This window comes from Micromonospora sp. WMMD1155 (genome assembly GCF_029581275.1).
In the GTDB taxonomy this organism is placed as follows: domain Bacteria; phylum Actinomycetota; class Actinomycetes; order Mycobacteriales; family Micromonosporaceae; genus Micromonospora.
This window is the reverse complement of the sequence record NZ_CP120742.1, coordinates 4,203,976-4,229,107: the sequence shown is the minus strand read 5'-3', so window position 1 is coordinate 4,229,107 and position 25,132 is coordinate 4,203,976. Positions and strand designations below refer to the sequence as shown.

Here is a 25,132-nt window from a genome sequence, read left to right as displayed (position 1 = left end):
AGCCGGTCGGGCGACGGCGGTGCGAACACCGCCGTCGCGGATGGTCGATGGTCAGACGGTCGCCGCGGTCAGCGCCGGTTCCACCTCGGTCCAGGAGGAGCCGAGTCCCGCCGACCGGGCCACCGCGTCCAGCACGAGCTGGACCTGCAACGCGTCGGCGAACGAGGGAGTCGGGTCGACACCGGTGGCGACCGCCTCGATGAAGTCGCGCATCTCGTGCGTGAACGAGTGCTCGTAGCCGATGATGTGGCCCGGGGGCCACCACGCCGACATGTACGGGTGCTCGCCCTCGGTCACCAGGATGCGGCTGAACCCCTGTTCCGCGGTGGGCCGGGTGGCGTCGTAGAACTCCAGCTCGTTGAGCCGCTCCAGGTCGAAGACCACGCTGCCCAGCGAGCCGTTGATCTCGACGCGCAGCGCGTTCTTGCGGCCGGTGGCGAACCGGCTCGCCTCGTACGTGGCCAGTGCGCCACCGTCGAGGCGGGCCACGAACACCGCGGCGTCGTCGACGGTGACCGGCCCGGTGGGCGCGCTGCCGCCGTCCACGGTGGCCGCCAGACCGCTCGACTCGGCCGGCAACGGCCGCTCCTTGACGAAGGTCTCGGTGACCGCGCTGACCCCGCTGATCCGCTGACCGGTGACGAACTGGGTCAGGTCGATGATGTGGGCACCGATGTCACCGAGCGCGCCGGAGCCCGCCCTGTCTTTCTGCAACCGCCAGACCAGCGGGAACTGCGGGTCCACGATCCAGTCCTGCAGGTACGTCGCACGGACGTGTCGAATCACCCCGAGCCGTCCGTCGGCGACCAACTGCCGCATCATCGTGACCGCGGGGACCCGGCGGTAGTTGAACCCGCACATCGACCGCACTCCGGCGGCCCGGGCGACCTCCGCCGCAGCGGTCATCGCCCGCGCCTCCTCCACCGTGTTGGCCAACGGCTTCTCGCACAGGACGTGCTTGCCGGCGGCCAACGCGGCGAGGGCGATCTCGGCGTGGCTGTCGCCCGGGGTGCACACATCGATCACGTCGATGTCGTCCCGGTTGATCAGGTCACGCCAGTCCGTGGTGTACGCCTCCCAGCCGAGTCGGTCGGCGGCGTCCGCCACCTTCGAAGTGTCTCGACCGCAGATCAGCGCCATCCGGGCCCGCGCCGGCAGGTCGAACACGCGATTCACGGTGCGCCACGCCTGTGAGTGCGCGGCGCCCATGAACGCGTAGCCGACCATGCCGACCCGCAGTTCTTTGTCTGTCGTGGACAAGGTGGGTCTCCCCCCGGTATGTCAGAACCCGAGCTTGTCGTAGCTGCTCGCGTTCTCCTTGGTGATCGTCTCGGAGGCCAGGGTCACTTCCTTGGGCACCTGGAGCTCCGTCAGGTCTCCCATGCCCCGGCCCTGCGCGATGAGCCGCGCGAGCGAGATCGCCGAGGAGGCCATCGACGGGTTGTAGGTGACCGTCGCCTTGAGCACGGTGTTGTCGGCCTTGATCGCGTCGATCGCGAGCTTGGAGCCGGCACCGCCGACCATGAAGAACTCGGACCGGTTGGCCTGCTTGATCGCGGCCAGCACGCCGATGCCCTGGTCGTCGTCGTGGTTCCAGATCGCGTCGATCTTCGGCAGCGCCTGGAGCAGCTGCGCCGCCTCGCGCTGGCCGCTGTCCGAGGTGAACTCCGCCGAGCGGCGGTTCTCCACCTTGAACCCGTAGGTCGCCAGGGCCGCGTTGAAGCCAGTGCTGCGCTCGACGGTCAGCGGGATCTCCAGACCGGCGATCTCACCGATGACCGGGTTGGTGACGCCCTTGTCCTTGAGCATCTTGCCGATGAAGTGGCCGGCGGCGACGCCCATGCCGTAGTTGTCACCCTTGATCACCAGCCGCGACGCCAGTGCGTCCGGGAAGATCCGGTCGAGGTTGACGATCGGGATGCCGGCCTGCATGGCCTGCAGGGCAACGGCGTTGACCTCCTTGCCGTCGTGCGGCAGCACGACGATGATGTCCGGCTTCTGGGCGATCAGCGTGCCGAGGGTGGAGCGCTGGGCCTCGGAGCTCGAGCCACCGTCGACCTCCTTGAACTCCACGTCCGAGTACGCCGCGGCCTGGGCCTTGGCGTTGGCGTGGATGGCGCCCATCCAGCCGTGGTCGGCGGCCGGCGCGGAGAAGCCGATGACGACCTTCTTGCCGGGGGCGTTGTTGCCCTCGCCGCCGCCGGCGGCCTTGGTCTGGGTGCTGGCCGCCGGAGTCTCGTTGCTGGTGCAGGCGGTCAGCAGGGTGGCAGCGCCGACTGCGGCCCCGCCGAAGAGCAACCGGCGGCGCGACAGGTCGCGACTGTGCTGGGTCATGAACGACCTCCTGGAAGCGGTATCTGACTGATTGAGGGTGTGCGGGGCCCTGCCCACGTCGAAAGTTTCGACGTGGCCAGGGACAACGGTGCGGTGCGTCAGGCGGTGGTGACCCTGTTCCGCGCGAGGAGCCGAGTGACTGACTTGTACTGGAACTGCTGGATCAGGACGGCGGCGACGATGATGCCGCCCTTGACCATGTTCTGCGCCTCGATGGAGAGGCCGTTGATGGCGAAGAGGTTCGTGATCGTGGCGAAGATGATGACGCCGAGCAGCGAGCCGACGATCGTGCCGCGACCCCCGCTGAGCAGCGTCCCGCCGATGATCGCCGCGGCGATCGCGTCCAGCTCGTACAGGTTGGCCATGGCCGCCTGCGCCGAGGTGGCCTGCGAGGTGAGCATGATGGCGGCGATGCCGCAGCAGAGACCCGAGAGCGCGTAGAGCAGCATGGTGTGCCGCCGGACGTTGATGCCGGCCAGCCGTGCCGCCTCCGGGTTACCGCCGACGGCGATGGTCCGCCGGCCGAAGGTCGTCCGGTTGAGCAGGACCCACCCGGCCAGCACCACCGCGCCGAGGATGTAGACGAGGATCGGGATCCCGATCACCTTGCGGGCCGCGATGTCGTTGATGAAGGTGCTGCTCGACACCTGGGTCTGCTTGTTGGAGATCGACGCCGCGAGCCCGCGCGCGGCCACCAGCATCGCGAGCGTCGCGATGAAGGGGACCAACCGGCCGTACGAGATGAGCACACCGTTGACGAGGCCGACGCAGAGGCCGACCACCAGGGCGGTGAAGATCATGCCGCCGGCGCCGAAGTTCTGGGTGGCGACGGTGGTGCACCAGACGCCGGCCAGCGCGACGATCGCACCCACCGACAGGTCGATGCCGCCGCCGATGATCACGAAGGTCATCCCGACGGTGACCACGCCGACGACCGAGGCGAGCTGGAGGATGGCCAGGACGTTGTTCCACACCCAATTCGGGTCGCCGTACAGGTCCGGCTTCGTGATCGCGCCGACCACGATGAGCGCGACCAGCACACCGATCAGACCGAGGTTGCGCTTGGCGCCGTCGCCGCCGTCCCCGCGCCACCAGGAGAGCCGGCCCGAGGTTGCCATGTCGCCGGCCACCGCCGTCTCCGCCGGGTCCACCGGCGGCGACTGTGCCGGAAGCTGCGGGCGCTCCGGTGTCGCGGTGGGAGTGGGAGTCGCGTCGCTCATGCCGGTGCGCCTTCCATCAAGGACCCCGCCATCACGAGGTCGAGCACAGTGTTCTCGTCGAGTTCGCCGGCCGCGGCTTCGCGGACGACCCGCCCCTCCCGCATCACCAGCACCCGGTCGGCCAGACCCAGCACCTCGGGCACCTCGCTGGAGACCAGCAACACCCCGACGCCCTGCGCGGCCAACGACCGGATGACCTGGTAGAGCTCAGCCCGGGCGCCCACGTCCACGCCCCGGGTGGGCTCGTCCAGCAGCAACAGCTTGGTGCCGCCGAGCAGCCACCGCCCGACCACCACCTTCTGCTGGTTACCGCCGGACAGCGTGCGTACCGGCCGGTCGACGTCCCGGGGCCGCAGCTCCAGGGTCTCCGCGATCCGGTCCGCCTCGGCGCGTTCCTTGGCGGCGTCGGTGAAACCGAGCCGCGCGTACCGGCCGAAGGTGGCCAGCGTGACGTTGCGGTAGATCGGTTCACCGAGCAGCAACGCCTGGCTCTTGCGTTCCTCCGGGGCCATCCCCATGCCGGCCCGGACCGCCGAGCCGACGCCGGGACGCAGCACCTTCCCGCTCATCCGGACCTGACCGGCATCCGGGAGGCGGGCACCGTAGATCGTCTCCAGCAGTTCGGAGCGACCGGAGCCGACCAGCCCCGCGATGCCGACGATCTCCCCGGCGCGCACGTTCAGCGAGACGTCGGCGAACTCACCGGTGCGGGTCAACCCCTCCACCTGGAGCAGGTCGTCGCCCGCGGTGTCGTCGGTCGGCCGATCCGGGAAGACGTACTCGATGGTCCGGCCGGTCATCCGGCTGACCAGGTCGCGGGTCGGGGTGTCGCGCGCCGGCAGGTTGGCCGCCGTGGTCCGGCCGTCCTTGAGTACGGTGACCCGGTCCCCGATCTCGCGGATCTCCTCCAGCCGGTGCGAGATGTAGATGACGGCGATGCCCTGCGCGGTCAGCTCCCGGATGATCCGGAACAGGTTGCCGACCTCGTCGTGGGCCAACACCGCGCTCGGCTCGTCCATGATGATCAGTCGAGCCTCGTGCGACAGCGCCCGGGCCATGCTGACGATCTGCTTGCCCGCCGCCGGCAACGACCGGACCATCCGCCCCGGCGGGATCTCGGCGTGACCGAGCCGGCTGAGGATCTGCCTGGTGTGCCGGGCCATCCGGCCGCGCTGAACGAACCCGAGGTTGCGGTACTCGTGGCCGAGGAAGGCGTTCTCTGCCACCGACAGGTCCTCGACGAGGTCGAGCTCCTGGTAGATGGTCGCGATGCCGGCCTTCATGGCGGCCTGCGGGTTGGCGAACGTCGCCGGTTCCCCGCGCCACTCCACCTGCCCCGAATCCGGTTGGTGCACCCCGGCGAGCACCTTGATCAGGGTGGACTTGCCCGCGCCGTTCTGCCCGAGCAGGCAGTGCACCTCGCCGGCACGCACCTCCAGCTGCACGCCGTCGAGCGCGCGTACGCCGGGGAAGGTCTTGACCAGATCGGTGAGGCGCAGGACCACCTCGCCCGCGACGGTGTCGGCGGGAGCCTCGACCAGCGGTGCCTCGGCGACGGCCTCGGCCGACGCGGTGGCGGCTGCGACGGCCTCGGCCGACGCGGTGGCGGCTGCGGCGGCCTCGGCCGACGCGGTGGCGGGGTCATCCTCGGGCAGAGCCACAGTCTCCTCCTCGCTCACGACAGCATCTCGGTCAACTTCATGCGGCTTCCGCGAAGGCGACGTCGCTGGCCAGCACTGCCGCTCCGGCGACGCCGGCTCGACCACCGAGCTCGGACAGCACGACGGGCAGGTTGCCGGTGGCCAACGGCAGCGAACGGCGGTAGACCACGCTGCGGATCTCGGCGAGCAGGATGTGCCCGAGCTGGGCCAACCCGCCGCCGATCACGATCATCGACGGATTGGTGAAGCTGACCAGGCCGGCGAGCACACCACCGACCCGCCGTCCGCCGTCACGGATCAGCTGGATGCAGGTCACGTCACCCTCGACGGCACCCTCGGCGACGTCGAGGGCGGTCACCACACCACGCAGGGCCATCCGCTCGGCCAACGCCGGTGACGCCCCGCTGCGGGCCGCGGCCGTGGCCTCCTTGGCCAACGCGGCACCGCTGAACAGCGCTTCCAGGCAACCGACGTTGCCGCACGAACACATCGGACCGTGCGAGTCGACCTGAATGTGGCCGATGTCGCCGGCGCAACCGTCGGTGCCCCGGTAGACCTCGCCGGTGAGGTAGATGCCGCACCCGATGCCGGTGCCGATCTTCACGAAGAGAAAGTCGTCCACCGAGTGGGCGACTCCACCATGGCGCTCACCGATCGCCATGATGTTGACGTCGTTGTCGACCACCGCCGGGCAGCCGTGCTCCCGGCTGAGCAGCTCGCGAACGGGGTGCCGGTCCCAGCCCGGCATGATCGGCGGCGACACCGGAACGCCGTCGCGGAAGCTGACCGGACCGGGTACGCCGATGCCGACCGCGTCCAACCGCTCGTACGCCCCGTCGACCCGGGCCTTGTGCAGCAACTCGTTGACCCGTTGCAGGGTCACCTTCGGACCGTTACGGATGTCGGCCGCCTCGCCGTAGTGGGCCACCGGTTCGAGGCGGCCGTTGACCACCTCGATGTCCATCGAGCTGGCACCGAGGTCGACGGCGGCGAAGCGCAGCTTCGGGTTCAGCTCGACCAGCGTCGAGCGACGGCCACCCCGGGAGGCGGCGAGCCCCGCCTCGGCGACGTAACCCAGGGCGACCAGACGGTCCAGCTCGGCGAGCATGCGCGGGCGCGGCATCTGGAGTCGGTCGCCCAGCTCGGCCCGCGACACGGCTCCCTCGTCGCGGAGCAACCGCAACAGTCGCACGTGTAGGGGGTCGACCGTTCGCACCGAGAGCCGCCTCTGCATTGGCATCGTTCACATCGACGCAATGCCGATGTGTTGTGTCCGACACAGTAGAAGCGCTCGCATCAGCTGTCCAGAGCTTCGGCTGTTCCGGCGCTAACTTTTGCTCAAACGGACAGAAGTTTTGGTCGTGCTTGCGGAGGACGGATCGGCGACGCCGTGCGTCAGCCCTGTCCGCCCTGTCCGCCCCGCGCCCCGCGCAACATCCTCGAGGCAGGGGTGTCGACGCGCCGGGAGACCACTACATCCAGGTTGTTTCACGATCATGAGCGCCCGCCCCACCGGAGAGCGCGGAATCCGCCGGAAGATCCGCGCAGTATCGGGGAAAGTGCTGCCTCCCTACGCGTGGAGGCAGCAACATCCCCGATACTGCGCGGATCTTGAGGACGAGCAGTCGGCGCAGGCGCGGGCAGGGCGGGCAGGTCTCAACCCAGCGCGGGTCGGGCGAATCCGATGGGGTCAGCTCGGGCGGAACTCCAGCGGCGCCGGGCGCTCTCGCGGCGTCGGCGCAAAACCCTGCTCAAGCAGCTAATACGCCGGCGGAGGGCCTGCTGAACAGCCCGCGTCCAGCACCACAACAATTGCAAAGGACGTTGACAGTCATCAACGTGACCGATAGCGTCCCTGGACATCGACAGCCACCGGGTCGAATCGCGCACCGCAAATCTCCTATCGCGATGAAACGCCGTTCTGTCGTGCCCGAAAACCCCGACGGGAAGGACCCCAATGAATCGACCGACGCGATTTATCGCGGCCGTGTCCGCAGCGACCTTCTTCGCTTTCCTGGTGCCATCGGCGGCCCAGGCAGCGCCGGAATCGACGGGCTCCGCCGTCGCGTCAGCGGCCGCCGCGCCCGTCCAGCAGGCCGCTTCCAACCCCGCTGGCTCGGACTTCGCCCCGCTCGGAAACTGCACCGCCGGCATCTTCTGCGGTGAGGTGAAGAACCGGCTGGGCCGATCCGTGAAGCTCTCGGGCAACTGGCCGACCAACAGCAAGACGATGTGGTTGCCAGCCGGCCAGGGCAGCGCATCCGACTCGTCGTATTACTACGACTTCCGTGACACCGACGGTTTCCAGGTGCCCAGCGGCTACATTTATTACGACAGCGTGGGCAACAAATACTACCCCGGTTGGCACAAGGTGAACGACCTCCAGGAAGTCACCCTCAACGGTTGGTGCCTCACCTCAGCCTGTAGCTGACGGTCGGCTCCACAATGCGCTTCCCTGGCTGCCGGTTTCAGCATGTTTCCGGCAGCCAGGGAAGCATCATGTCAGTCGACCGAACCGCGCTGGTTGCGCTTCTTGCGGAGCTTGCGGTCGTCACGCAGTTCGACGTACGGCTCGTCGTCGGCGGCGTGCCCCGCCGCGATGGCTCGACCGCGCTCCAACTCGGCGTCGAACTCGGCGCCCAGCAGGATCGCGATGTTGCTGAGCCACAGCCAGACCAAGAAGATGATCACGCCGGCCAGCGTCCCGTACGTCTTGTCGTACGACCCGAAGTTGCTCACGTAGAACGCGAACAGCCCGGAGATCACCAGCCAGATCACCACCGCCAGCACACCGCCCGGGCTGACCCAGCGGAAACCACCGTGGCGCGCGTTCGGCGAAGCCCAGTAGAGAATCGCGAACATCAGGCTGACCAGGACCAGCAGCACCGGCCACTTGGCGATGTCCCACACCGCGACCGCCGTCGAGCCGACCCCGATCACGTCGCCGACCGACTCGGCCAGGCGACCGGTGAACACCACGATCACCGCGCTGGCCAGCAGCAGCACCCCGATCACCGCCGTCACGCCGAGCCGGATCGGCAGCGTCTTCCAGATCGGCCGCCCCTCCGGCACGTCGTAGATCGTGTTCGAGGCGCGCATGAACGCGCCGACGTAGCCGGAGGCGGACCAGAACGCCGCCACCAGACCGATGATCGCCGCGATGCTGGCCAAGCCACCGTTGTCAGCGGCACCGATCGCGTCGGTGATGATCTTCCGGATGCTGTCTTCGGGCACCGCCTGGTTGACAGTGTCCGTGACGCCCTGGGTGGCGCTCTCGCCGAGCAGGCCGAGGATCGAGATCAGCACCAGCAGGCCGGGGAAGATGGACAACACCCCGTAGTAGGTGAGCGCCGCCGCCCAGTCGGTCAGGCTGTCGTCCTGGAATTCGCTGATCGTCCGACGTAGGGCCGCCTTCCATCCACTGCCGGGCAGGTCGGTGGGGCTGTCCGGGCCCGCGTCGGGACCGACCGGCGCGCTGGCGGGAGCACGCTCCTGCTCCCGCTGGGCGGGAGACTCGTTCGAGGCCATCGCCCCTCCTCATCGTCGGCGGTGTCACCTCCGGACATGCCCCGTCGACGGTCGGGCGTAACCCCTACTTGTAGAGCAACCTGCCCATCCGGCGCGAGGCCACCAGCAGGCCGACCGCCATCACCACCAGCAGGTAGAGCACGTCGAGCAGCCAGAGCCACCCGCCGCTGCCCAACGTGACCCCACGGATCAGGTGCACCGAGCGGTAGAGCGGAGTGATCTCGACCAGCCAGCGCAGCACCGTCGGGTAGGCCTGCGCCGGCACGAAGGTGCCGGAGAACAGGAAGAGGGTGAACTGGGCGGAGCCGACCAGGTCGAAATCCTGCCAGCTCCGCATGAGCGTGGAGATCGCCATGCCAAGCGCCCCGAACGCGAACCCGACCAGCACCGCCGCCGGCAGAGCGGTCAGCGCCCGGGTCACGCTGGTCAGATCCAGAGCGACCATCACCCCGAGGAACGCGGCCGAGTAGGCGCTGCCCCGCAGCATCGCCCAACCCAGCTCGCCGACGGCGATCTCGAACGGCCGTACCGGGGTGGCGATCATCCCGTCGTACAGCTTCATGTATTTCATCTTGCCGAAGAAGTTGAACGTGGTCTCCGCGAGCGCGCCGGTCATCGCCGAGGAGGCGAGCATCGCCGGGGCCACGAACGCGGCGTACGAAACCAGCCGCCCATCGGGCAGCGGCAGATCGCCGACCAGCGCGCCGACGCCCACCCCGATGGAGAGCAGGTAGAGCAGCGGCTCCACGAAGCCGGAGAGCAGCAGCAGCCAGTAGACCGACTTCAGCGCCGCGACGTTGCGCTCGACCACTGACGCCGACCGCCGGGACGCGGCGGAGACGTCGACCAGCCGGGGCAGGATCAGCGTGACCACGACAGCCTCTCTCAGACGACGAGCTTGCGACGGAAGGTGCGCACCGCCAACAGCCAACCGGCGGCGGCCCAGGCACCCAGGTAGAGCACGTGCCCGACGATCGACCACTGCGGGGCGACACCCAACGTGGCCGCGCGGCACAGGTCGACGGCGTGCCACAACGGCGTCACGTATGCCAGCCACCGCAGCGCGTCAGGCAACGACTCGACCGGGAAGAACACCCCGGCGAAGAGCGTCATCGGGATGACCGCGAACCGGAACAGCATCGCGAGCCAGCTGTCGCTCGACACCGACGCGGCGTACGCGAAGGTCGGCGCGGCGACGGCCAGCGCGAGCACCGCCACGACCGGCAGGGTGGCCACCGCCCACGGCGACCGCAACGCTCCGAACAGCCCGGTGACCAGCAGGAACGCCGCGATCGTGGTGAGCACCCGGAACAGCACGAAGGCCAGGTGCCCGGCCACGATGTCGCCCACCCGCAGCGGTGAGGCGGCCTGCGAGAAGTAGGTCTTGACCCACTGGAAGTTGCTGAACACCGGCCAGGTGGAATCGCCGACGGTCACCTGGAGCGCGGTCGAGGCGATCAGACCGGGCACCAACCAGTCGACGTAACGCACCCCGCCGACACCCTGGTCGATGTAGGCCCCGACGCCCAGCCCGAAGCCGAGGACCGTCAGCACCGGCAACAGGAAAGAGGAGAACACCCCCGCCCGCCAGGTGCGCCGCAGACCGACCAGGTAGTGCTCGAACACCGCGTACGCCGGCACCCACGGGAACCGCGTCGACCCCGCCACACTCACACGACCACCCCGCCCACCGCGCCGGCCATCACGACCTGTCTACCCCCGGGGTACGACAGACCGCCGGTCACCCTACGGCTACGCGGTCGACGCGTCGTCCGGGTTTCGCCGACCTCGACCGGCGCGCCGACCATGCTCGACGCGCCCGCAGCCTTGATCGACTCGGTTTGCAGAAAGTCGGGGTATCAATCGCCGCCGGATGCCCCGTTCTCCTGAAATCCGAGTCGATCAGCGGACCGACGCGCAGTCGTCGGGCTCGCCCACTCGTCAGCCGGGTCTTCGGTGGCACCACACCTTGCTCGCGGCGGGTCGTCGTGACGATCCACTCCACATCGGCGATGAGGCGGTATCGCCGCGCCCGGGACACCCCCATATCGCCGACCTGGAGTCGATCACACCCGGCGGACGGGATCGGACCCGACGAACGTGCGCCACGCCTCGGGCGTGAAGACGAGCACCGGCCCGGCCGGGTCCTTGGAATCCCGGACGGCCACCAGCCCGGACAGATTGTCGGCAACCTCCACGCAGTTGCCGCCGTCCGGGCCACTACGAGTGCTCCTGCGCCACCAGGCACCGGTCAAATCCATGTCTCCGCCACTTCCGCCATGAGATCAAGGGACTGCCCGTGCGATAGTGCCTCACCCCGGATCGACTCCCATACCTCGACCATCTGACGCACGTAATCGGATCGGTCGATGACCTGCCCATGACGCTGGCCAGCGAGGTAGACAAGGTCCTCTCCCTGCGCCGAGCTAGCGATCACGAAGGGCCCTCCGAGCCCAGCGTAAGCACCAGCGGAGGTCGGCACTACCTGGATTCGGACCCGGGGGATCGTCGAGCCAAGTTTCACGAGGTGCTGGATCTGCTCGCGCATGACTTCCGGCCCGCCGACGGTTCGGCGCAGCACGTGCTCGTCGATCACGGCCGTAAGCAGCGGTGGTCGGTCACGGGCGAGCAGCGCCTGCCGGTCAAGCCTGGTCGTCACCTGTTGCTCGATCTCGTCCGGCGCGAACAGCCCGCCGCCGGTCAGTAGGGCGCGCGCGTAGCCCTCGGTCTGCAACAAACCTGGCACACAAAGCGGCTCGAACGAGCGCAGGGCGGTGGTTTCCTGTTCGATGCCGGCCCAGTCGCGGAACCACGGTACGACGGTCTCCCGGCTGATCCGCCGTTGGATGCGCTCGAACCGTCCGTCGGCCTGGAACACGGCGTCACACCGTCGCGCGAAGTCCAGACTCGGTCGACGCTCGGACGTCTCCACCTTGGCGACCAGCGCACCCGAGTAGCTCAGCGCGTCGGCGAGCCCTGCCTGTGACATGCCGCTGGAGGCTCGGGCCAGCCGCAGTTCCTCCGCGAAGTGCTCCAGCATGGACGAACTCTCCACGGACAACCTCCGTACATCTTCGTACCGTGCCGGACCGCCCGACGTACGCGCTGGCCGTCGACATGCGGAACCTCCCACCGTAGTCGCGGGATCACCAGACTGTCACCCAGCGGAACCGCTCACGGGATCGGACGGCGGGCGGAACCAGGCCGGGAGCGCCCCGGGACCCCCGGTCCGGGGCGCTTCCACCCACCGATGGAGGTTCCTTCGTGCGACTCACCTGGTCGGCTCATGACGGTGGCGGGCACTGATGCCCCGCTACCGCCCGCACGTGGCGGCACGCCCGTCCTGGCGGTGCCGGGTCTGCGGTGCCGCGTGGCCGTGCTCGCCCGCCCGCCTGTCGTTACTCGGTGAGTATCGCGACAACCGCACCGGACTGCTCATCTACCTCGCCGCGTTGCTGGACGAAGCGGCCGGGGATCTGCCTGGACACGATCCGCTGACCGACAGATTCGTCACCTGGGCCAGAGCCCGTTGAGCGGTGCTCGTCGGCGTTCGCTCAGGCCGGTCGGTACGCGCGGACCAGCGCCTGCACTGCGTAGCCGAGCAGCAGCAGTCCCGCGCCGACGCCGACCACCAGACCCGCGGAGACCGCCGAGGCGAGGCCGGTGACGAGCCCCGCCGCCGCGACCAGGCACAGCGCGACGCCGAGCGGACGAAGCAGCGGATCCCGCAGGAGCGGGGCGAGCGGGAAGAAGTGCAGGCCGACCACCAGGCAGACCAGCACCGGCACGTACTCGGACCAGCCGGCGGCGACCAGCACGGCGGCACCCAGCCCGGCGGCGGCGAACTCGGTGACGACGATGAGCAGGTACGGGCGGTCGGCTGCCCGGTCCCGGGGGCTGCCTGCACCGCGGAGTCGGGCGGCCAGCACACCTCCCAGCACGGCGCTGAGCAGTGCGGCGATGCTGCCCACCACGAGCAGGGCCCGCAGCGGTTGCTCGGCCGCCGGCACACTGAACCAGACCATCGCGAAGACGCCCAGGTAGAGAGCGGTCAGCCCGGCCTGACGTCGGTTGGCGATCACCGGTTCGGACAAGAAAACCCCCATGGTCGGAATGCGGCTCGTGTTTCCAGTCGAGCGTGATCGTTGGCAGGTCAGCGGTGTGACACGCCGGAGGACGTGCGGCTGAGCTGCCTTCAATCCCTTGTGGACGCTCAGTCGACCAGGGTGCGACCGGTCAGGTGCAGGAAGACGTCCTCCAGGCCGCTGCGCCGCACCAGCACGTTGGCCGGATTGAGCCCCAACGCGGTGACCTCGGCGACCGCCGAGTCGCCGTGGGACACGTAGAGCAGGACGCGGTCGGGCAGCACCTCCACCCGCTCCCCCAGCCCGGCGAGCTTGCCCGCGAACGGCTCCTGTGACTCGGCGGCGAAACGCAGCTCGACCACCTCACGGGTGGAGTGCTGCTCGATCAGCGCGCGCGGTGAGCCCTCGGCGACGATGCGCCCGCCGTCCATCACCACCAGCCGGTCGCAGAGCTGCTCGGCCTCGTCCATGTAGTGCGTCGTCAGCACCAGCGTCACGCCCTGCTGCTTGAGCCGGAACAGCCGCTCCCACACCAAATGCCGCGCCTGCGGGTCGAGCCCGGTGGTCGGCTCGTCCAGCAGCACGATCTCCGGGTCGTTGACCAGGGCACGAGCGATGGTCAGCCGCCGCTTCATCCCGCCGGACAACGGCTCGACCTTGCTGTCGGCCCGCTCGGTGAGCTGGACGAAGTCGAGCAGCTCAGCCGCCCGCTCCCGGGCGGCCCGGCGGGAGATGCCGAAGTAGCGGGCGTAGACGGTCAGGTTCTCCCGGACGGTCAGCTCCGGATCGAGATTGTCCAACTGTGGGCACACACCGAGACGCGCCCGGATCGCCGGGCCGTCAGCCACCGGATCGAGGCCGAGGATGCGCAGCTCACCGGCCGTGGGCGGCGAGACGCAGCCGACCATCCGCATGGTGGAGGACTTGCCGGCGCCGTTGGGCCCGAGGAAACCGAACGCCTCACCCGAGAGCACCTCGACGTCGATGCCGTCCACCGCGGTGAAGTCACCGAACCGCTTCACCAGCCCACGAGCCTGAATCAGTGGTCGCCTCGAAGTCACCGCCCGACCCTAACCGCCGGGTCCGACAGCCCTCCACGCAAATATCCGCCCACGACCAACCGACCGCGCACCACCGCCGCCGCACCCCGCCCCACCCGCACAACCGCCGCACCCGCACAACCGCCGCCCAAGTCGTCCCACCGGCGACATCGTCGTCAACGCGCCGGCCAGCACCACCACCACCGCCGCACCGCCCTCGGCGGACCGCGCGGCCGAAACGCCGATCAATGCCCCACCCACCGACCGATCGACGTGTATCGTCCCTTCGTGTCGCCCATCAGTACGCCCGATGGATCGTCGTCCCCTGCTCGACCAGCCAACTCTCCCACTGGCGGGCCCACGGCGAGCGCCGACCGTGCGGCACCTCGGCCACGTCCGACGGCCGAGCCCGACGGCGTCCACCCGACCCAACCAGCCACCGACCCGACCGAGCCGGACCACAGCGAGAACGACACCTCCAGGCCCGACCCGACCGGCGACGAGGCGTCCAAGCCCGCCCCAACCGGCAACGACACACCCAGGGCCGACCCGACCGGCAACGACACCTCCAGGCCCGACCCGATCGGCAACGACTCGACCGGACCACACCCGAGTACGGTCCACCTGAGCACAGCCGACCGGACTCGTTCCGCCGACGGCGGCTCCGTCGCCGAACAGGCCACCCGGGACCTCGCCGCCCAGTTCGAGGACGAGAAGCCGGGCCGGGTGTTGACCGGGCCGGCGGGTCTGCTCCTCACCGGGGTGTCGCTGGCGGTCGGCGCACTGGCTCTCTGGCAGGTGTTCCGCCCACTGTCGCAGGGCAGCAAGTACTACTTGATCATCTTCCTGGCCGGCGTACTCCCTCTTGTCTTTCTCGCCTACCCGGCCGACCTGCGGCTGCCGGCCCGGCTCCGCGCCCGGCGGCGGCGTGACAGCACCGACCGCGACAACGCCGACCGCGATAGCGAAAGCACCCGGGCGCGGCCCACCGTCGCCGACTGGGTGCTGGTCGTGCTGGCCGCGGCAGCCTGCCTGTACCCCGTCCTGCCGATGACGATCGGTACGGGTGGCGGCGGCTACAACGCCTTCCTCGACCGGCAGGGCCTGCTGGCGCCGATGGACCTGGTGCTGGGCACCGTCCTGCTGCTCCTGCTGCTGGAGGCGTGCCGGCGCACCACCGGGTGGATCCTGCCGGCGGTGTGCCTGCTGTTCCTCGGTTACGGCTACTACGGTGGGCTGCTGCCGCAGTCCTGGCCGGTCGCGCACGCCGGCCTCGACTTCAGCCAACTGGTGGACGCGTTCTACAACTCCGACAGCGGTTTCTACGGCACTCCCCTGGACGTGGCCGCCTCGTACATCGTGCTGTTCACCATCTACGGCGCGGTGCTGGAGCTGTCCGGGGCCGGGCGGTTCTTCGTCGAGTTGTCGGCCGCCGCGTTCCGCCGCTCGCGTACCGCCGCCGGGCGGACGGCGGTGGCCTCCGGTTTCCTGCTCGGCACCGTCTCCGGCTCCGGGGCGGCGACGACGGTCAGCATCGGCGCGGTCACCTGGCCGCTGCTACGTCGCGCGGGCTATCCCCCGGAACGGGCCGGTGGCATGTTGGCGGCGGCCGGGGTGGGCGCGATCCTCTCCCCGCCCACCCTGGGTGCTGCGGCGTTCATCATCGCCGAGTACCTGGGCGTCTCGTACCTGCAGGTGCTGGGCTGGGCGACGGTCCCGACGGGACTCTACTACCTCGGCATCCTGCTCTCGGTGGAGATCGACGCGCGCCGGTCCGGCGTACGCCCCGTCGTCATCGACGTCGGCTCGCCCTGGCGTCTGCTGGCCCGCTTCGGCTACCACTTCGCCTCGCTGATCGCCATCATCGTCTTCCTCGCGGTCGGCATGTCCGCGACGAGGGCCGTCGTCTTCGCCACCATCCTGGCCGTCGCGCTGTCGTTCCTGGCGCCCGCGCGAGGCCAGACGAACACCCCCGCACGAGGCCAGACGAACACCCCCGCACAAGACCGGACGAACACCGCCGCGCAAGGCCAGACGAACACCTCCACGCAAGACCGTGCGCACCGGCTCACCCCGGCCCGGCTGGTGACCGCGCTCGTCACCGGGGTACGCGGCGTGCTCGCGGTGACGGCCGTCTGCGCCGCCGCCGGAATCATCACGGCGACCACCACGAAGACCGGTCTCGGGCCGCAGGCGGCGGCGCTGTTGATCGGCGGGGCGGAGGCGGTCACCTCGGACCCGACACTGGTCCTGGTGCTCACCGCGCTGCTCGCCGCCGTCGCGCTCAGCCTGCTCGGCCTGGCCGTGCCGGTCACCGCCTCGTTCGTGATCGGTTGGGTGATCGTCGGCCCGGCCCTGCTCGACCTGGGTGTGACAGCGCCCGCCGCGGCGATGTTCGTCTTCTACTTCGCGGTCCTGTCCGAGGTGTCGCCGCCGACCGCGCTCGCCGCGGTGGCCGCCGCCGCGGTCACCGGCGGCCGTCTGGTGCCGACCATGTGGCAGACCCTGCGGTACGCGCTGCCCGCGTACCTGACCCCGATCGCGTTCGTCATCACGCCGGCCGGGCTGGGGTTGCTCGGCGTCGGCGGGGTCCGGCGCATCGCGTTCGCCGCCGTGGTCACCGCGCTCAGTGTGGCGGTGCTCGCCGTCGCCGCCGGTGGGTGGCTGCCCGGCGTGGGCCCGGCCGGCGCCCCGGAGCGGGTGCTGGGCGCGCTCGCCGGGGTCACCCTGCTCTGGCTCGAACCCGTGCCGGTCACCGTCGGCACGGTATTGGCCGCCGTCGCGGCGGCCGGTGTGTTCCTGCGACGCCGATCCGCCGACCGACAACCGTCCGATCCTGTGGAGGAGAAACTGTGAGACGAATCGACGTACGGCTCGCCGCGGGCCTGAGCGTGCTCGCCCTCGTCGCGGGTTGCGGAGGTCAGCAGGGCGGTGCGGCCACCGACGACACGGCCAGCGAGGTCACCTGCGAGGTGACCAAGGAGACCCGCGTCGGCATCGCCACCGGCAACGCGACGGGCGTCTACTACGTGGTCGGCAACGCCCTGGCCGGGCAGTTGTCCGGGGCGACCGGCGGCAAGCTCACCGGCACCGCCGCCGAGACCGGCGCCTCGGTGCAGAACGTCGAACAGCTCGTCGCCGGCCAGTACGACGTGGCGTTCTCGCTGTTCGACACGGCCGTGAACGCGGTCGAGGGCAAGGGCAGCTTCACCTCGCCGCAGCCGGTGCAGGCACTGGCCCGCATCTACGACAACTACACGCAGGTGGTGGTCCGCAACGACTCCGGGATCACCTCGGTGGCCGACATGCGCGGCAAGCGCATCTCCACCGGCTCACCGAAGTCCGGCACCGAGGTGATCGCGAACCGGCTGTTGGAGGCCGCCGGTCTCGACCCGGCGAAGGACATCCGGGCGCAGCGCCTGGACCTGACCAAGACGGTCGAGGGGATCAAGGACGGAAGCGTCGACGGGTTCTTCTGGTCCGGTGGTCTGCCCACCGGGGGCCTCACCGACCTGTTCACCACGGCCGGCGACACGGTGAGGTTCGTCGACCTCGCGCCGCTGCTGCCGAAGATGGCCGCGCTGAGCCCCGGCTACCAGGAGGGCACGATCGGCCGGGACGCGTACCAGACGGCGGCCGACACCCCGACGATCGTCGTACCCAATGTGTTGTTGGTCCGCAAGGACCTGGACGCCAACGTCGCCTGCGCGATCACGCGGACGGTGTTCGACAAGCGCGACGCCCTGGCCCAGGCCAACCCGGCGGCCAAGGGGATCTCGCTGGAGAGGGCCCGCAGGACCCTGCCGGTGCCGCTGCACCGGGGCGCCGACAAGGCGTTGACGGACCTCGGCGCGAACTGACCCGACGGGTCAGAGGTCGGCGGGCGCGGTGGCGGCGCGGGCCACACCGACCAGACGGTCGGTCTCGGCGAGCACGGCCTCGTCGTCCGCCGGTGTGCCGGGGTCGAGTCGGACCGTCCAGGTCAGACCGTCGGCCCCGGCCGTGCGGCGGGCCGCGACCCGCGCCGCGCCGCCGGGCACCGGCTGGTGCTGGGTGTACGCGACCGAGCGGGTCACCCGCGCCCGCACCTGGTGGGGCAGCTCCCGCGGGTCGAGGAGGAAGTACGTCTCGGCCGGGCCGTCGGCGACCACCGTGTAGCCGTCGCGGTCGAGGACGGTCTCGGCTGGGGTGACGGTCAGCTCCCGGCCGGACCAGACGGCCTTGAGGATGTCGTGCCAACCGAGCCGGTGCCCCCGCCCGGGCAGCCACAGCCCGAGGTTGGTGGCGACCGCCACGCCGTCGCCCTCGCCGTTGCCGACCGCCGCCCAGGCCAGCACCCGTTCGTCGGCGGTCAGCGGAGGCCGGTCGGCCGGTGGCAGTTTCGGCTTGCGGCTGAACAGTCCCATCTAGAGCCCTCCCGCAGCCTGCTCGCGAAGCGCCCGGGCGTGCTGCTCCAGGGACAGCAGCTCGCCGAAGGCCGCGAAGTACTCGTCCTTGTTGTTGACCGGGTTGATCCGCTGGATGCGCGACTTGAGATCACGGATCCGCGCGGTCACCGAGCCGAACTGCACCCGCGCCATGGTGATCGACACGTAGCGTGGGTCCGGCTCACCGTCGATGCGCAGCGGCTCCACCGCCAACTCGCCGACCAGCGCCGCCGCCGCCAGGTCGTCGCAGGCGTCTCGGACCGACTCGATCCAGACCGCGCCGCCGGTCGCCGACGCGGCGCCACCGGCAGCCGCGATGGCCGTCCGCACCGCGATGTGCACGGGGTGGCGGTATTCCGACGCCTCGACCGCGTCGAACATCGGCCCGGCCAGGACCGGCTGTTGGAGGGCGAGCTTGAGCGCCTCCCGCTCGACCATCGACTGCGGGCTGTCCACCTCCGGCTCGGGGCGGGCCGGCGTGGGGCGGGCGGGTGCGGCGTCGCGCGTGCCGGGCTGCGGGGTGTTGGCGGCGGCGAGCACCGCCCGCTGCACCGGCTCGATCTCCATGCCGAGGTCCATGGCGAGCTTGCGGACGTACTCCGGGCGCTTCTCCCGGTCCTTGAGGCGCGCGACCAGCGGCGCGGCGTGCCGCATGGCCTCGACCCGGCCGTCGACGGTGTCCAGGTCGAAGCGGCCGATCACGTGCCGCAGCGCGAAGTCGACGAGCGGCTCGCGGCGCGCGACCAGGTCCCGTACCGCCAGGTCGCCCTTGGCCAGCCGCAGGTCGCACGGGTCCATGTTGTCCGGGCTGACGGCGATGAACGTACGCCCGACGAACCGTTGGTCGTCCTCGAAGGCGCGCAGCGCGGCCTTCTGACCGGCGGCGTCGCCGTCGAAGGTGAAGATGATCTCCCCGGCCACCTCGTCGCTGTCGAACAGGAGGCGGCGCAGAACCGCGATGTGGTCCGCGGCGAACGCGGTGCCGCAGGTCGCCACAGCGGTGGTCACCCCGGCCAGGTGGCAGGCCATCACGTCGGTGTACCCCTCGACGATCACCGCCCGCCCCTGCTTGGCGATCTCCCGTTTGGCCTGGTCGATGCCGTAGAGCACCTGCGACTTCTTGTAGATCGGCGTCTCGGGGGTGTTCAGGTACTTCGGGCCGTCGTCGTCGTCGAAGAGTTTGCGCGCGCCGAAGCCGATCACGTCACCGGCCAGGTCGCGGATCGGCCAGAGCAGCCGGCGGCGGAACCTGTCGATCAGGCTGCCGGAGCGGGCCTCCCGGGACAGCCCGGCGGTGACCAGCTCCTGGTGGGTGAAACCCTGCTGGCGCAGGTGCTTGGTGAGCAGGTCCCAGCCGTCCGGCGCGAAGCCGCAGCCGTAGCGCTCGGCGGCGGCCCGGTCGAACCCCCGCTTGGCCAGGAACTCCCGTGCCGGTCGGGCGCCCGCCGTGCCGAGCTGCGCCCGGTAGAACTCGACAGCCGCGGCGTGCGCGGCGACGAGGCGCTGACGCTGGCCCTGCTGCGGTCGGGGGCGCGGGGTGCTCCGGTCGTCCTCGACGTAGCGCAGTTGGATGCCGGCGCGTCCGGCCAACCGCTCGACGGACTCCACGAAGCTGAGGTGGTCGGCGTCCATCAGGAACTTGATCGCGTCGCCGCCGGCCCCGCAGCCGAAGCAGTACCACACGTTGCGGGCCGGTGACACGTTGAACGACGGGCTCTTCTCGTCGTGGAACGGGCACAGACCCTTGAGGTTGCCGCCGCCGGCGGACTTCAGGGTGACGGTCTCGGAGATCACATCCGCGATCGAGGTGCGTTCCCGGACCAGCGCGATGTCCTCGTCCCGGATCCGCCCAGCCATGCGCCACCCCCTCGCCGTACATCCTGCCCTGCCCGACCGTCGACACGCCGCCCGGGGGACGCCGGTGTGGCGACCGCCGCTGCCGGCTGGGCGGTTCCGGCCCGCAGGCCGGGTCCGCCGGGGACCATGACCAGATGCGCAGGGTACGGAGGACCGCCCCCCACCTGCCCGGATGGGTGGCCGCGTGGACGGGGCTGGGCGGACGGGCCCCGCAGGCGGACGAGGCCGGGCACCGCCACGCCACCTGGCTGGAACTCTTCCTCGACCTCATCTTCGTGTATGCGCTGGCGGCCGTGGTGCGCCGACTGGGCGACGACCCCACCCCGTCACCGGGCGCCGTGCTGGCCGTGCTCGGGCTCTTCGTGGTGGTCCAGTGGGCCTGGTTGGGCCAGGTCTTCTACGACACCCGATTCGACCCGGACGACGTGCCGCACCGGCTCCTGGTGCTGGTCGCGCTGGTCGGCGCGGGGACGATCACGCTCGGGGCGGACGAGGTGCCGGAGAGCGTGCTCCTGCCGGTCGGGTACCTGATCGTGCGGGGGGTGCTGCTCCTGTTGTACCTGCGCGCCCGGCCGACCGGCCCGATGGCCCGTACGGTGACCACGATCTACCTGCTCGGCTTCGGGTCGGGCTGGCTGATCTGGTTGGCCTCGCTGGCCACACCCACCAACACGCGCCCGACGTTGTGGATCGTCGCGATGCTCATCGAGTTGGCCACCCCGTGGGTCGGCAAGCGCTGGCTGAACCGGTTTCCGGTCGACGACCAGCACCTGCCGGAACGGATCGGACAGTTCACCATCATCGTGCTGGGGAGCGCACTTGCCAGCCTCCTCTTCGCGGTGCCCGACCATCCCCGGCCGCACATGATCGTGACGGCCGGACTGGCGTTCCTGGTACCGGCGGCGGTCTGGTGGGTCTACACCACCTTCGTCACCACCCGCGAGCCACGGCGGCGGCTGCGCGGCGGCCAGACGTACAGCTACCTGCACATCCCGCTCGGCGGCGCGCTGCTGCTGCTCGGCTGGGCGCTCGGGCAGATGGTCCGGCTGGCCGACGACGAGGTGGCCCGGCTGCCGACGGAGCTGCGGCTCGTGCTGGCCGCCTCGATCACCGCGTGGATGCTGTGCGGGCTGGCGTTGCACTGGGTGTGGAACCGGCCGAGCATCGGCCGCCTGGGCATCGCCCTCTACGGCATGGGCTCGACCATCCTGGTCACCACGACGGTGCATGAGCCGAAGCTGATGCTGTCCCTGCTGTCGCTGGCGATCGTCGGGTACGCGGTGCTGCTCACCCGGCGACTCACCGCGACGGCCGAGGACTGAGCCGACCGATGCTCAGGCGGCGGCCGTCTCCTCCGCCGCGACCTGCCGGGTTCCAGTCGGCCTTGCTCGCGTACCGCCGCGCCAGCGCCTCGCCCACCGGGCGGCCGTAACGGTGCAGCCCTATCACCGCGTGTCGGGGTACGGCGATCAGGCCGCCACCTACGACACTCACGTGGGTACGATGAGATGCATGTAGGCACACCCTGGGAGGTGCAGCAATGAGCAGCGTCTCCGTGCGCGAGTTCTCGTACAACCCAAGCGGAATGTTCGCCCGGGCCGAGCAGGGCGAGACGATCGAGATCACCCGACATGGCAAGGTGATCGCCGTCCTATTGCCGGGTTCGGGCGCCCTGGGGCGTTACGCTCCGCTGGTAGCCAAGGGCGTGATCAAGCTCAAGGCCACCACTACGAGTGACCTTGACCAAGTCCCCCGGTTTGCATTGCCGGAGGGCGCGGATCCACTGGATGTGCTGCTGGCCGAGCGGGCCGAGGACGAGCGGTGATCTACCTCGACGCCTCGGCCATCATCACCCTGGTTTCAGGCCGCTCGTACGCGACGGAGCTGCGGGACTTCCTCGCCGGGTATCCGGGCCTACCCATGGGCACGAGCACCCTCGGTTTCGTGGAGACCGTCCGAACGCTGGACCGCATGGGCGACTTTCCTGACGCGATGACCGATCTCGTGCGCAGCTTCACCGAGATTCTGCTCACCGAGGAGGTTCGGGACGCCGCTGCATCCCTGCCGACCGGACTCCGGACGCTGGACGCCATTCACGTAGCAAGCGCGCAGATCATCGGTCCCGCGCTGACCACACTGGTCACCTACGACAAGCGGATGCTCGACGTCGCTCACTCCGTCGGGCTGCCCTGTTCGGCTCCAGGCCTCGACGAACGACAAAGTTGAGCCCGGTCACCCGGGAAGGGCGGCCACTTCCTCGGCCGCCACCTGTCGATTCCAGTCGGCCTTGGTGGACCGCCAACCCTCGTCGTCCATGCCACGCCGCCAGTAACCGGAGATGGAGAGCCGGTCGAGCGGCACACCCCGCTCGCCGCGCAGCAGCCGGCGCAGGTGCCGGACGAAGGCCGCCTCGCCGTGCACGAAGGCGTGCACCTGACCGGCCGGGAACTCCAACGCCCGCACCGCCGCGACAAGCGCCTCGCCCACCGGGCGTTCGCCGCGGTGCAACCAGGTCACCTCGACCGCTCCCGGGCTGAGCAGCTTCTGCTCCTCCTCCGGGTCGGCGATCTCCACGAAGACGTGGGCCGGGGCACCCACCGGCAGCCGTTCCAGCGCGGCGGCGATCGCCGGCAGGGCGCTCTCGTCGCCGACCAGCAGGTGCCAGTCCGCCTCCGGGCTCGGGGCGTACGCCCCACCGGGGCCGACGAAGTGCACGGGGTCACCCGGGCGCAGCGCGGCGGCCCAGGGACCGGCCAACCCCTCGTCGCCGTGGTACACGACGTCGACGGTCAACTCCTGCGCCAGCGGATCCCACCGCCGCACCGTGTACGCGCGCAGCCGGGGCCACTGCTCCCGGGGCAGGTCCCGGCGGATCGCGGCGAGGTCCAACGGCTCGGGGTACGCGACGCCGGGCTGCGGGAACACCACCTTGATGTAGTGGTCGGTGAACTCGCCCACCGGCAGACCGGCCAGCTCGTCCCCGCCGAGGACGAGCCGGATCAGGTGCGGGGTGGGCCGCTCGGTGCGCAGCACCCGGGCCGAGGTGACGTTCCTGGGGCGTTCCGTCATGCCGGTTAGGCTAGCCTAAGCTGCCCCGCGGTGAGTCGGCGGAGCACTCCCACCCGCCAGACGGGTGTGCCAGGTCACGGCCGCCGGGTCGGTGAGCGAGGCGACCTGGTCGACGACGACCCGCAGGCGGGCCGCGTCGTCCGGGGCGTCCCGCCACAGCACGGCGAAGGTCGGGTCGAGCCCGTCCGGCGCACGCCGGACCAGCGCGGCGACCAACTCCGCCAGGATCGTCCGCTGCCGCTCGTAGCGGCCCCGGAAGCCGGACCGACGCATCACGTACCGCAGCGCGATCCCCTTGAGCAGGGCGCACTGCGCCCGCACCAGCCGGGGCACCACCAGGTCGGCGGCGTAACGGCGGTGCGGCCCGGGCCCGAACCGCTCCTCGGTGGCGGCCACCGCGGCGGACACGAATCGCCCGGTCACCCCACTGGTGGTCGCCTTCAACGCGACCTGCGCGCGATGACTGCCGTCGTACCCGGCCAGCGGGGCGAGCAGCGGGTCGGCCAGCAACTCGACCAGCACCTCGGCCAGGTCGGCGGCGGACTCCACCGAGTACGCGCCGGCCACGTCGGCACAGAGCGCCGCCCGTTCGTCGGCGTCGGCCAGCAGCGGGCGCAGCGTCACGTACCCGCCGTGGATGCCGTCCTCCACGTCGTGCACCGAGTACGCGACGTCGTCGGCCCAGTCCATCACCTGCGCCTCCAGGCAGCGGCGGTCGCCCGGCGCACCGTCCCGGATCCAGTCGAAGACCACCGCGTCGTCGGCGTACACCCCGAACTTGCGCTCGCCGGGGCGGCGCGGCCAGGGGTACTTGCCGATCGCGTCGAGCGACGCCCTGGTCAGGTTGAGCCCGGCGGACGAGCCGTCCGGGGCGAGCACCTTCGCCTCCAGGCGGGTCAACACCCGCAGGGTCTGCGCGTTGCCCTCGAAGCCGCCGCACGGCGTGGCCAGCAGGTCCAGGGCCGCCTCACCGTTGTGCCCGAACGGCGGGTGCCCGAGGTCGTGGGCCAGCCCGGCCACGTCCACCACGTCCGGGTCGCACCCCAGCCGGGCACCCATCTCCCGGGCGATCTGGGCCACCTCCAGCGAGTGGGTCAGCCGCGTACGCAGGAAGTCGTCGGTGCCGGCGGTGTGCACCTGGGTCTTGGTGGCCAGCCGTCGGAACGCCGCGGAGTGCAGCACCCGGGCACGGTCACGCTCGTACGGTGAGCGGCGGTGTCCGGTGTCCTTGGGCGACTCCTCGACCAGCCGGGCCTCCGCCCCCGCAAGCTCAATCTTCACGCAGCCGCCGCTGCTCGCGAAAGCGCGGCTCGCTCATTTCGCACGGAGGACGCAGAACTCGTTGCCCTCCGGGTCGGCGAGCACCGTCCACTCGACGTCACCCTGGTCGATGTCGACGTGCCGGGCGCCCATGTCGACCAGCCGCTCGACCTCGGCCTCCTGGTCGGCGGGGCGCAGGTCGAGGTGCAGCCGGTTCTTGCGCTCCTTGCCGTCGGCAACCGGCACGAAGACCAGGCCGGGCAGCCGGTCGGGGGACTGCCGGATCTCCACCTCGTCCATCTTCTCGGCGATCACCTGGTAGCCGAGCGCCTCGGCCCACCAGCGGGCCAGCCGAGCCGGATCGCGGGCATCGACGGTGAGGCTCTCCCAGACACTGGTCATGCAGTCACCCTTCCCGTTCGACGGCCTCCACAATCGGCCGTGTGCGAGCGAGCCAAGATTACGCCCGCCGTAGCCTCTCGGCCCGCCCCCGACGCATCGACGATGGGCACACAACCGCCGATCGGTCCGCAGTTGCCGTCCGATCGCCGAGGGTTATGGGCTCGCGGGCGGAGGTGGCAGCCGGTAGCGTTCCCGGCGCGGAACGTGACCAGCCGATCGACACACGCGGATCCCGACCGGTAAGGGGAC

At 70.4% G+C, this 25,132-nt stretch carries 23 protein-coding genes and 1 pseudogene; 6 read left to right on the top strand and 18 right to left on the bottom strand.

Annotated features, from left to right (window positions below; all coding sequences use genetic code 11):
- Positions 1 to 51 precede the first annotated feature (51 nt).
- The 5 genes from O7617_RS19505 to O7617_RS19485 all read right to left on the bottom strand — a co-directional run bounded on the left by O7617_RS19505 (position 52) and on the right by O7617_RS19485 (position 6,431).
- Positions 52 to 1,260 carry a Gfo/Idh/MocA family oxidoreductase gene (locus O7617_RS19505; protein WP_282257202.1) on the bottom strand — a complete coding sequence of 403 codons (1,209 nt, stop codon included), beginning with the start codon at positions 1,258 to 1,260 and terminating at the stop codon, positions 52 to 54.
- A gap of 21 nt (positions 1,261 to 1,281) precedes the next feature.
- Positions 1,282 to 2,334, bottom strand: coding sequence for a substrate-binding domain-containing protein (locus O7617_RS19500; RefSeq protein ID WP_282257201.1), 1,053 nt, complete (start codon positions 2,332 to 2,334; stop codon positions 1,282 to 1,284).
- Positions 2,335 to 2,432: 98 nt separating this feature from the next.
- Positions 2,433 to 3,554: an ABC transporter permease gene (locus tag O7617_RS19495; RefSeq protein WP_282257199.1), complete on the bottom strand. Its 1,122-nt coding sequence runs from the start codon at positions 3,552 to 3,554 to the stop codon at positions 2,433 to 2,435.
- Positions 3,551 to 5,059 (bottom strand): sugar ABC transporter ATP-binding protein, encoded by a 1,509-nt coding sequence (locus O7617_RS19490; protein ID WP_282264797.1) that lies wholly within the window; start codon positions 5,057 to 5,059, stop codon positions 3,551 to 3,553. Before O7617_RS19490 ends, O7617_RS19495 begins: the two co-directional genes overlap by 4 nt.
- Before the next feature lie 193 nt (positions 5,060 to 5,252).
- Positions 5,253 to 6,431: an ROK family protein gene (locus O7617_RS19485; RefSeq protein ID WP_282257197.1), complete on the bottom strand. Its 1,179-nt coding sequence runs from the start codon at positions 6,429 to 6,431 to the stop codon at positions 5,253 to 5,255.
- A 741-nt stretch (positions 6,432 to 7,172) separates the two neighbouring features.
- On the opposite strand from O7617_RS19485, the gene O7617_RS19480 reads away from it, so the two are divergent.
- Positions 7,173 to 7,646 (top strand): hypothetical protein, encoded by a 474-nt coding sequence (locus O7617_RS19480; protein ID WP_282257196.1) that lies wholly within the window; start codon positions 7,173 to 7,175, stop codon positions 7,644 to 7,646.
- 71 nt (positions 7,647 to 7,717) lie between these two features.
- Here O7617_RS19480 and O7617_RS19475 read toward each other — a convergent pair whose 3' ends face one another.
- The 7 genes from O7617_RS19475 to O7617_RS19440 all read right to left on the bottom strand — a co-directional run bounded on the left by O7617_RS19475 (position 7,718) and on the right by O7617_RS19440 (position 13,889).
- Positions 7,718 to 8,743: a YihY/virulence factor BrkB family protein gene (locus O7617_RS19475; RefSeq protein WP_282257195.1), complete on the bottom strand. Its 1,026-nt coding sequence runs from the start codon at positions 8,741 to 8,743 to the stop codon at positions 7,718 to 7,720.
- Between the two features lie 64 nt (positions 8,744 to 8,807).
- Positions 8,808 to 9,617 carry an ABC transporter permease gene (locus O7617_RS19470; protein WP_282257194.1) on the bottom strand — a complete coding sequence of 270 codons (810 nt, stop codon included), beginning with the start codon at positions 9,615 to 9,617 and terminating at the stop codon, positions 8,808 to 8,810.
- A gap of 11 nt (positions 9,618 to 9,628) precedes the next feature.
- Positions 9,629 to 10,417, bottom strand: a complete 789-nt coding sequence (locus O7617_RS19465; protein WP_282257193.1) for an ABC transporter permease — start codon at positions 10,415 to 10,417, stop codon at positions 9,629 to 9,631.
- 392 nt (positions 10,418 to 10,809) lie between these two features.
- The gene (locus O7617_RS19460; RefSeq protein ID WP_282257192.1) at positions 10,810 to 11,004 is read right to left on the bottom strand and encodes a DUF397 domain-containing protein; all 195 of its coding nucleotides are present in this window, start codon (positions 11,002 to 11,004) and stop codon (positions 10,810 to 10,812) included.
- Positions 10,995 to 11,783, bottom strand: a complete 789-nt coding sequence (locus O7617_RS19455) for a helix-turn-helix transcriptional regulator (protein WP_282257191.1) — start codon at positions 11,781 to 11,783, stop codon at positions 10,995 to 10,997. The genes O7617_RS19460 and O7617_RS19455 overlap by 10 nt, the downstream gene beginning before the upstream one ends.
- Before the next feature lie 514 nt (positions 11,784 to 12,297).
- Entirely contained in the window at positions 12,298 to 12,837 is a 540-nt protein-coding gene (locus tag O7617_RS19445) for a hypothetical protein (protein WP_282257189.1), read from the bottom strand.
- Positions 12,838 to 12,956: 119 nt separating this feature from the next.
- Positions 12,957 to 13,889, bottom strand: coding sequence for an ATP-binding cassette domain-containing protein (locus O7617_RS19440; RefSeq protein WP_282257188.1), 933 nt, complete (start codon positions 13,887 to 13,889; stop codon positions 12,957 to 12,959).
- A 267-nt stretch (positions 13,890 to 14,156) separates the two neighbouring features.
- Between O7617_RS19440 and O7617_RS19435 the strand changes: the two genes are divergently transcribed.
- A complete protein-coding gene (locus tag O7617_RS19435; protein WP_282257187.1) occupies positions 14,157 to 16,724 on the top strand; it encodes a TRAP transporter fused permease subunit in 2,568 nt (855 codons plus the stop codon).
- Positions 16,721 to 17,728 carry a TAXI family TRAP transporter solute-binding subunit gene (locus tag O7617_RS19430; RefSeq protein WP_282257186.1) on the top strand — a complete coding sequence of 336 codons (1,008 nt, stop codon included), beginning with the start codon at positions 16,721 to 16,723 and terminating at the stop codon, positions 17,726 to 17,728. Before O7617_RS19435 ends, O7617_RS19430 begins: the two co-directional genes overlap by 4 nt.
- Before the next feature lie 9 nt (positions 17,729 to 17,737).
- On the opposite strand, the gene O7617_RS19425 is transcribed toward O7617_RS19430, so the two are convergent.
- Together O7617_RS19425 and dnaG are read right to left on the bottom strand one after the other, a co-directional pair.
- A complete protein-coding gene (locus O7617_RS19425; RefSeq protein WP_282257185.1) occupies positions 17,738 to 18,274 on the bottom strand; it encodes a hypothetical protein in 537 nt (178 codons plus the stop codon).
- Positions 18,275 to 20,174: pseudogene (dnaG, locus tag O7617_RS19420) on the bottom strand (DNA primase). It lies immediately after the preceding gene.
- Between the two features lie 112 nt (positions 20,175 to 20,286).
- Here dnaG and O7617_RS19415 point away from each other — a divergent pair.
- Complete coding sequence (locus O7617_RS19415) at positions 20,287 to 21,474, top strand: low temperature requirement protein A (RefSeq protein WP_282257184.1); 1,188 nt, start codon at positions 20,287 to 20,289, stop codon at positions 21,472 to 21,474.
- Here O7617_RS19415 and O7617_RS19410 read toward each other — a convergent pair.
- A complete protein-coding gene (locus O7617_RS19410) occupies positions 21,452 to 21,646 on the bottom strand; it encodes a hypothetical protein (RefSeq protein WP_282257183.1) in 195 nt (64 codons plus the stop codon). The genes O7617_RS19415 and O7617_RS19410 overlap by 23 nt on opposite strands.
- Positions 21,647 to 21,692: 46 nt before the next feature.
- Between O7617_RS19410 and O7617_RS19405 the strand changes: the two genes are divergently transcribed.
- On the top strand, positions 21,693 to 21,977 hold the full coding sequence (locus O7617_RS19405; RefSeq protein WP_282257182.1) for a type II toxin-antitoxin system prevent-host-death family antitoxin: 285 nt from the start codon (positions 21,693 to 21,695) through the stop codon (positions 21,975 to 21,977).
- Positions 21,974 to 22,378, top strand: a complete 405-nt coding sequence (locus O7617_RS19400; protein ID WP_282257181.1) for a type II toxin-antitoxin system VapC family toxin — start codon at positions 21,974 to 21,976, stop codon at positions 22,376 to 22,378. Before O7617_RS19405 ends, O7617_RS19400 begins: the two co-directional genes overlap by 4 nt.
- A gap of 6 nt (positions 22,379 to 22,384) precedes the next feature.
- Here O7617_RS19400 and O7617_RS19395 read toward each other — a convergent pair whose 3' ends face one another.
- Genes O7617_RS19395 through O7617_RS19385 form a run of 3 tightly spaced genes read right to left on the bottom strand, consistent with a single transcriptional unit; the run spans position 22,385 to position 24,883 of the window.
- Positions 22,385 to 23,221, bottom strand: a complete 837-nt coding sequence (locus tag O7617_RS19395; RefSeq protein WP_282257180.1) for a siderophore-interacting protein — start codon at positions 23,219 to 23,221, stop codon at positions 22,385 to 22,387.
- A gap of 15 nt (positions 23,222 to 23,236) precedes the next feature.
- Entirely contained in the window at positions 23,237 to 24,496 is a 1,260-nt protein-coding gene (locus O7617_RS19390; RefSeq protein WP_282264796.1) for a deoxyguanosinetriphosphate triphosphohydrolase, read from the bottom strand.
- Between the two features lie 39 nt (positions 24,497 to 24,535).
- Positions 24,536 to 24,883, bottom strand: a complete 348-nt coding sequence (locus O7617_RS19385; protein WP_282257179.1) for a VOC family protein — start codon at positions 24,881 to 24,883, stop codon at positions 24,536 to 24,538.
- Positions 24,884 to 25,132 lie beyond the last annotated feature (249 nt).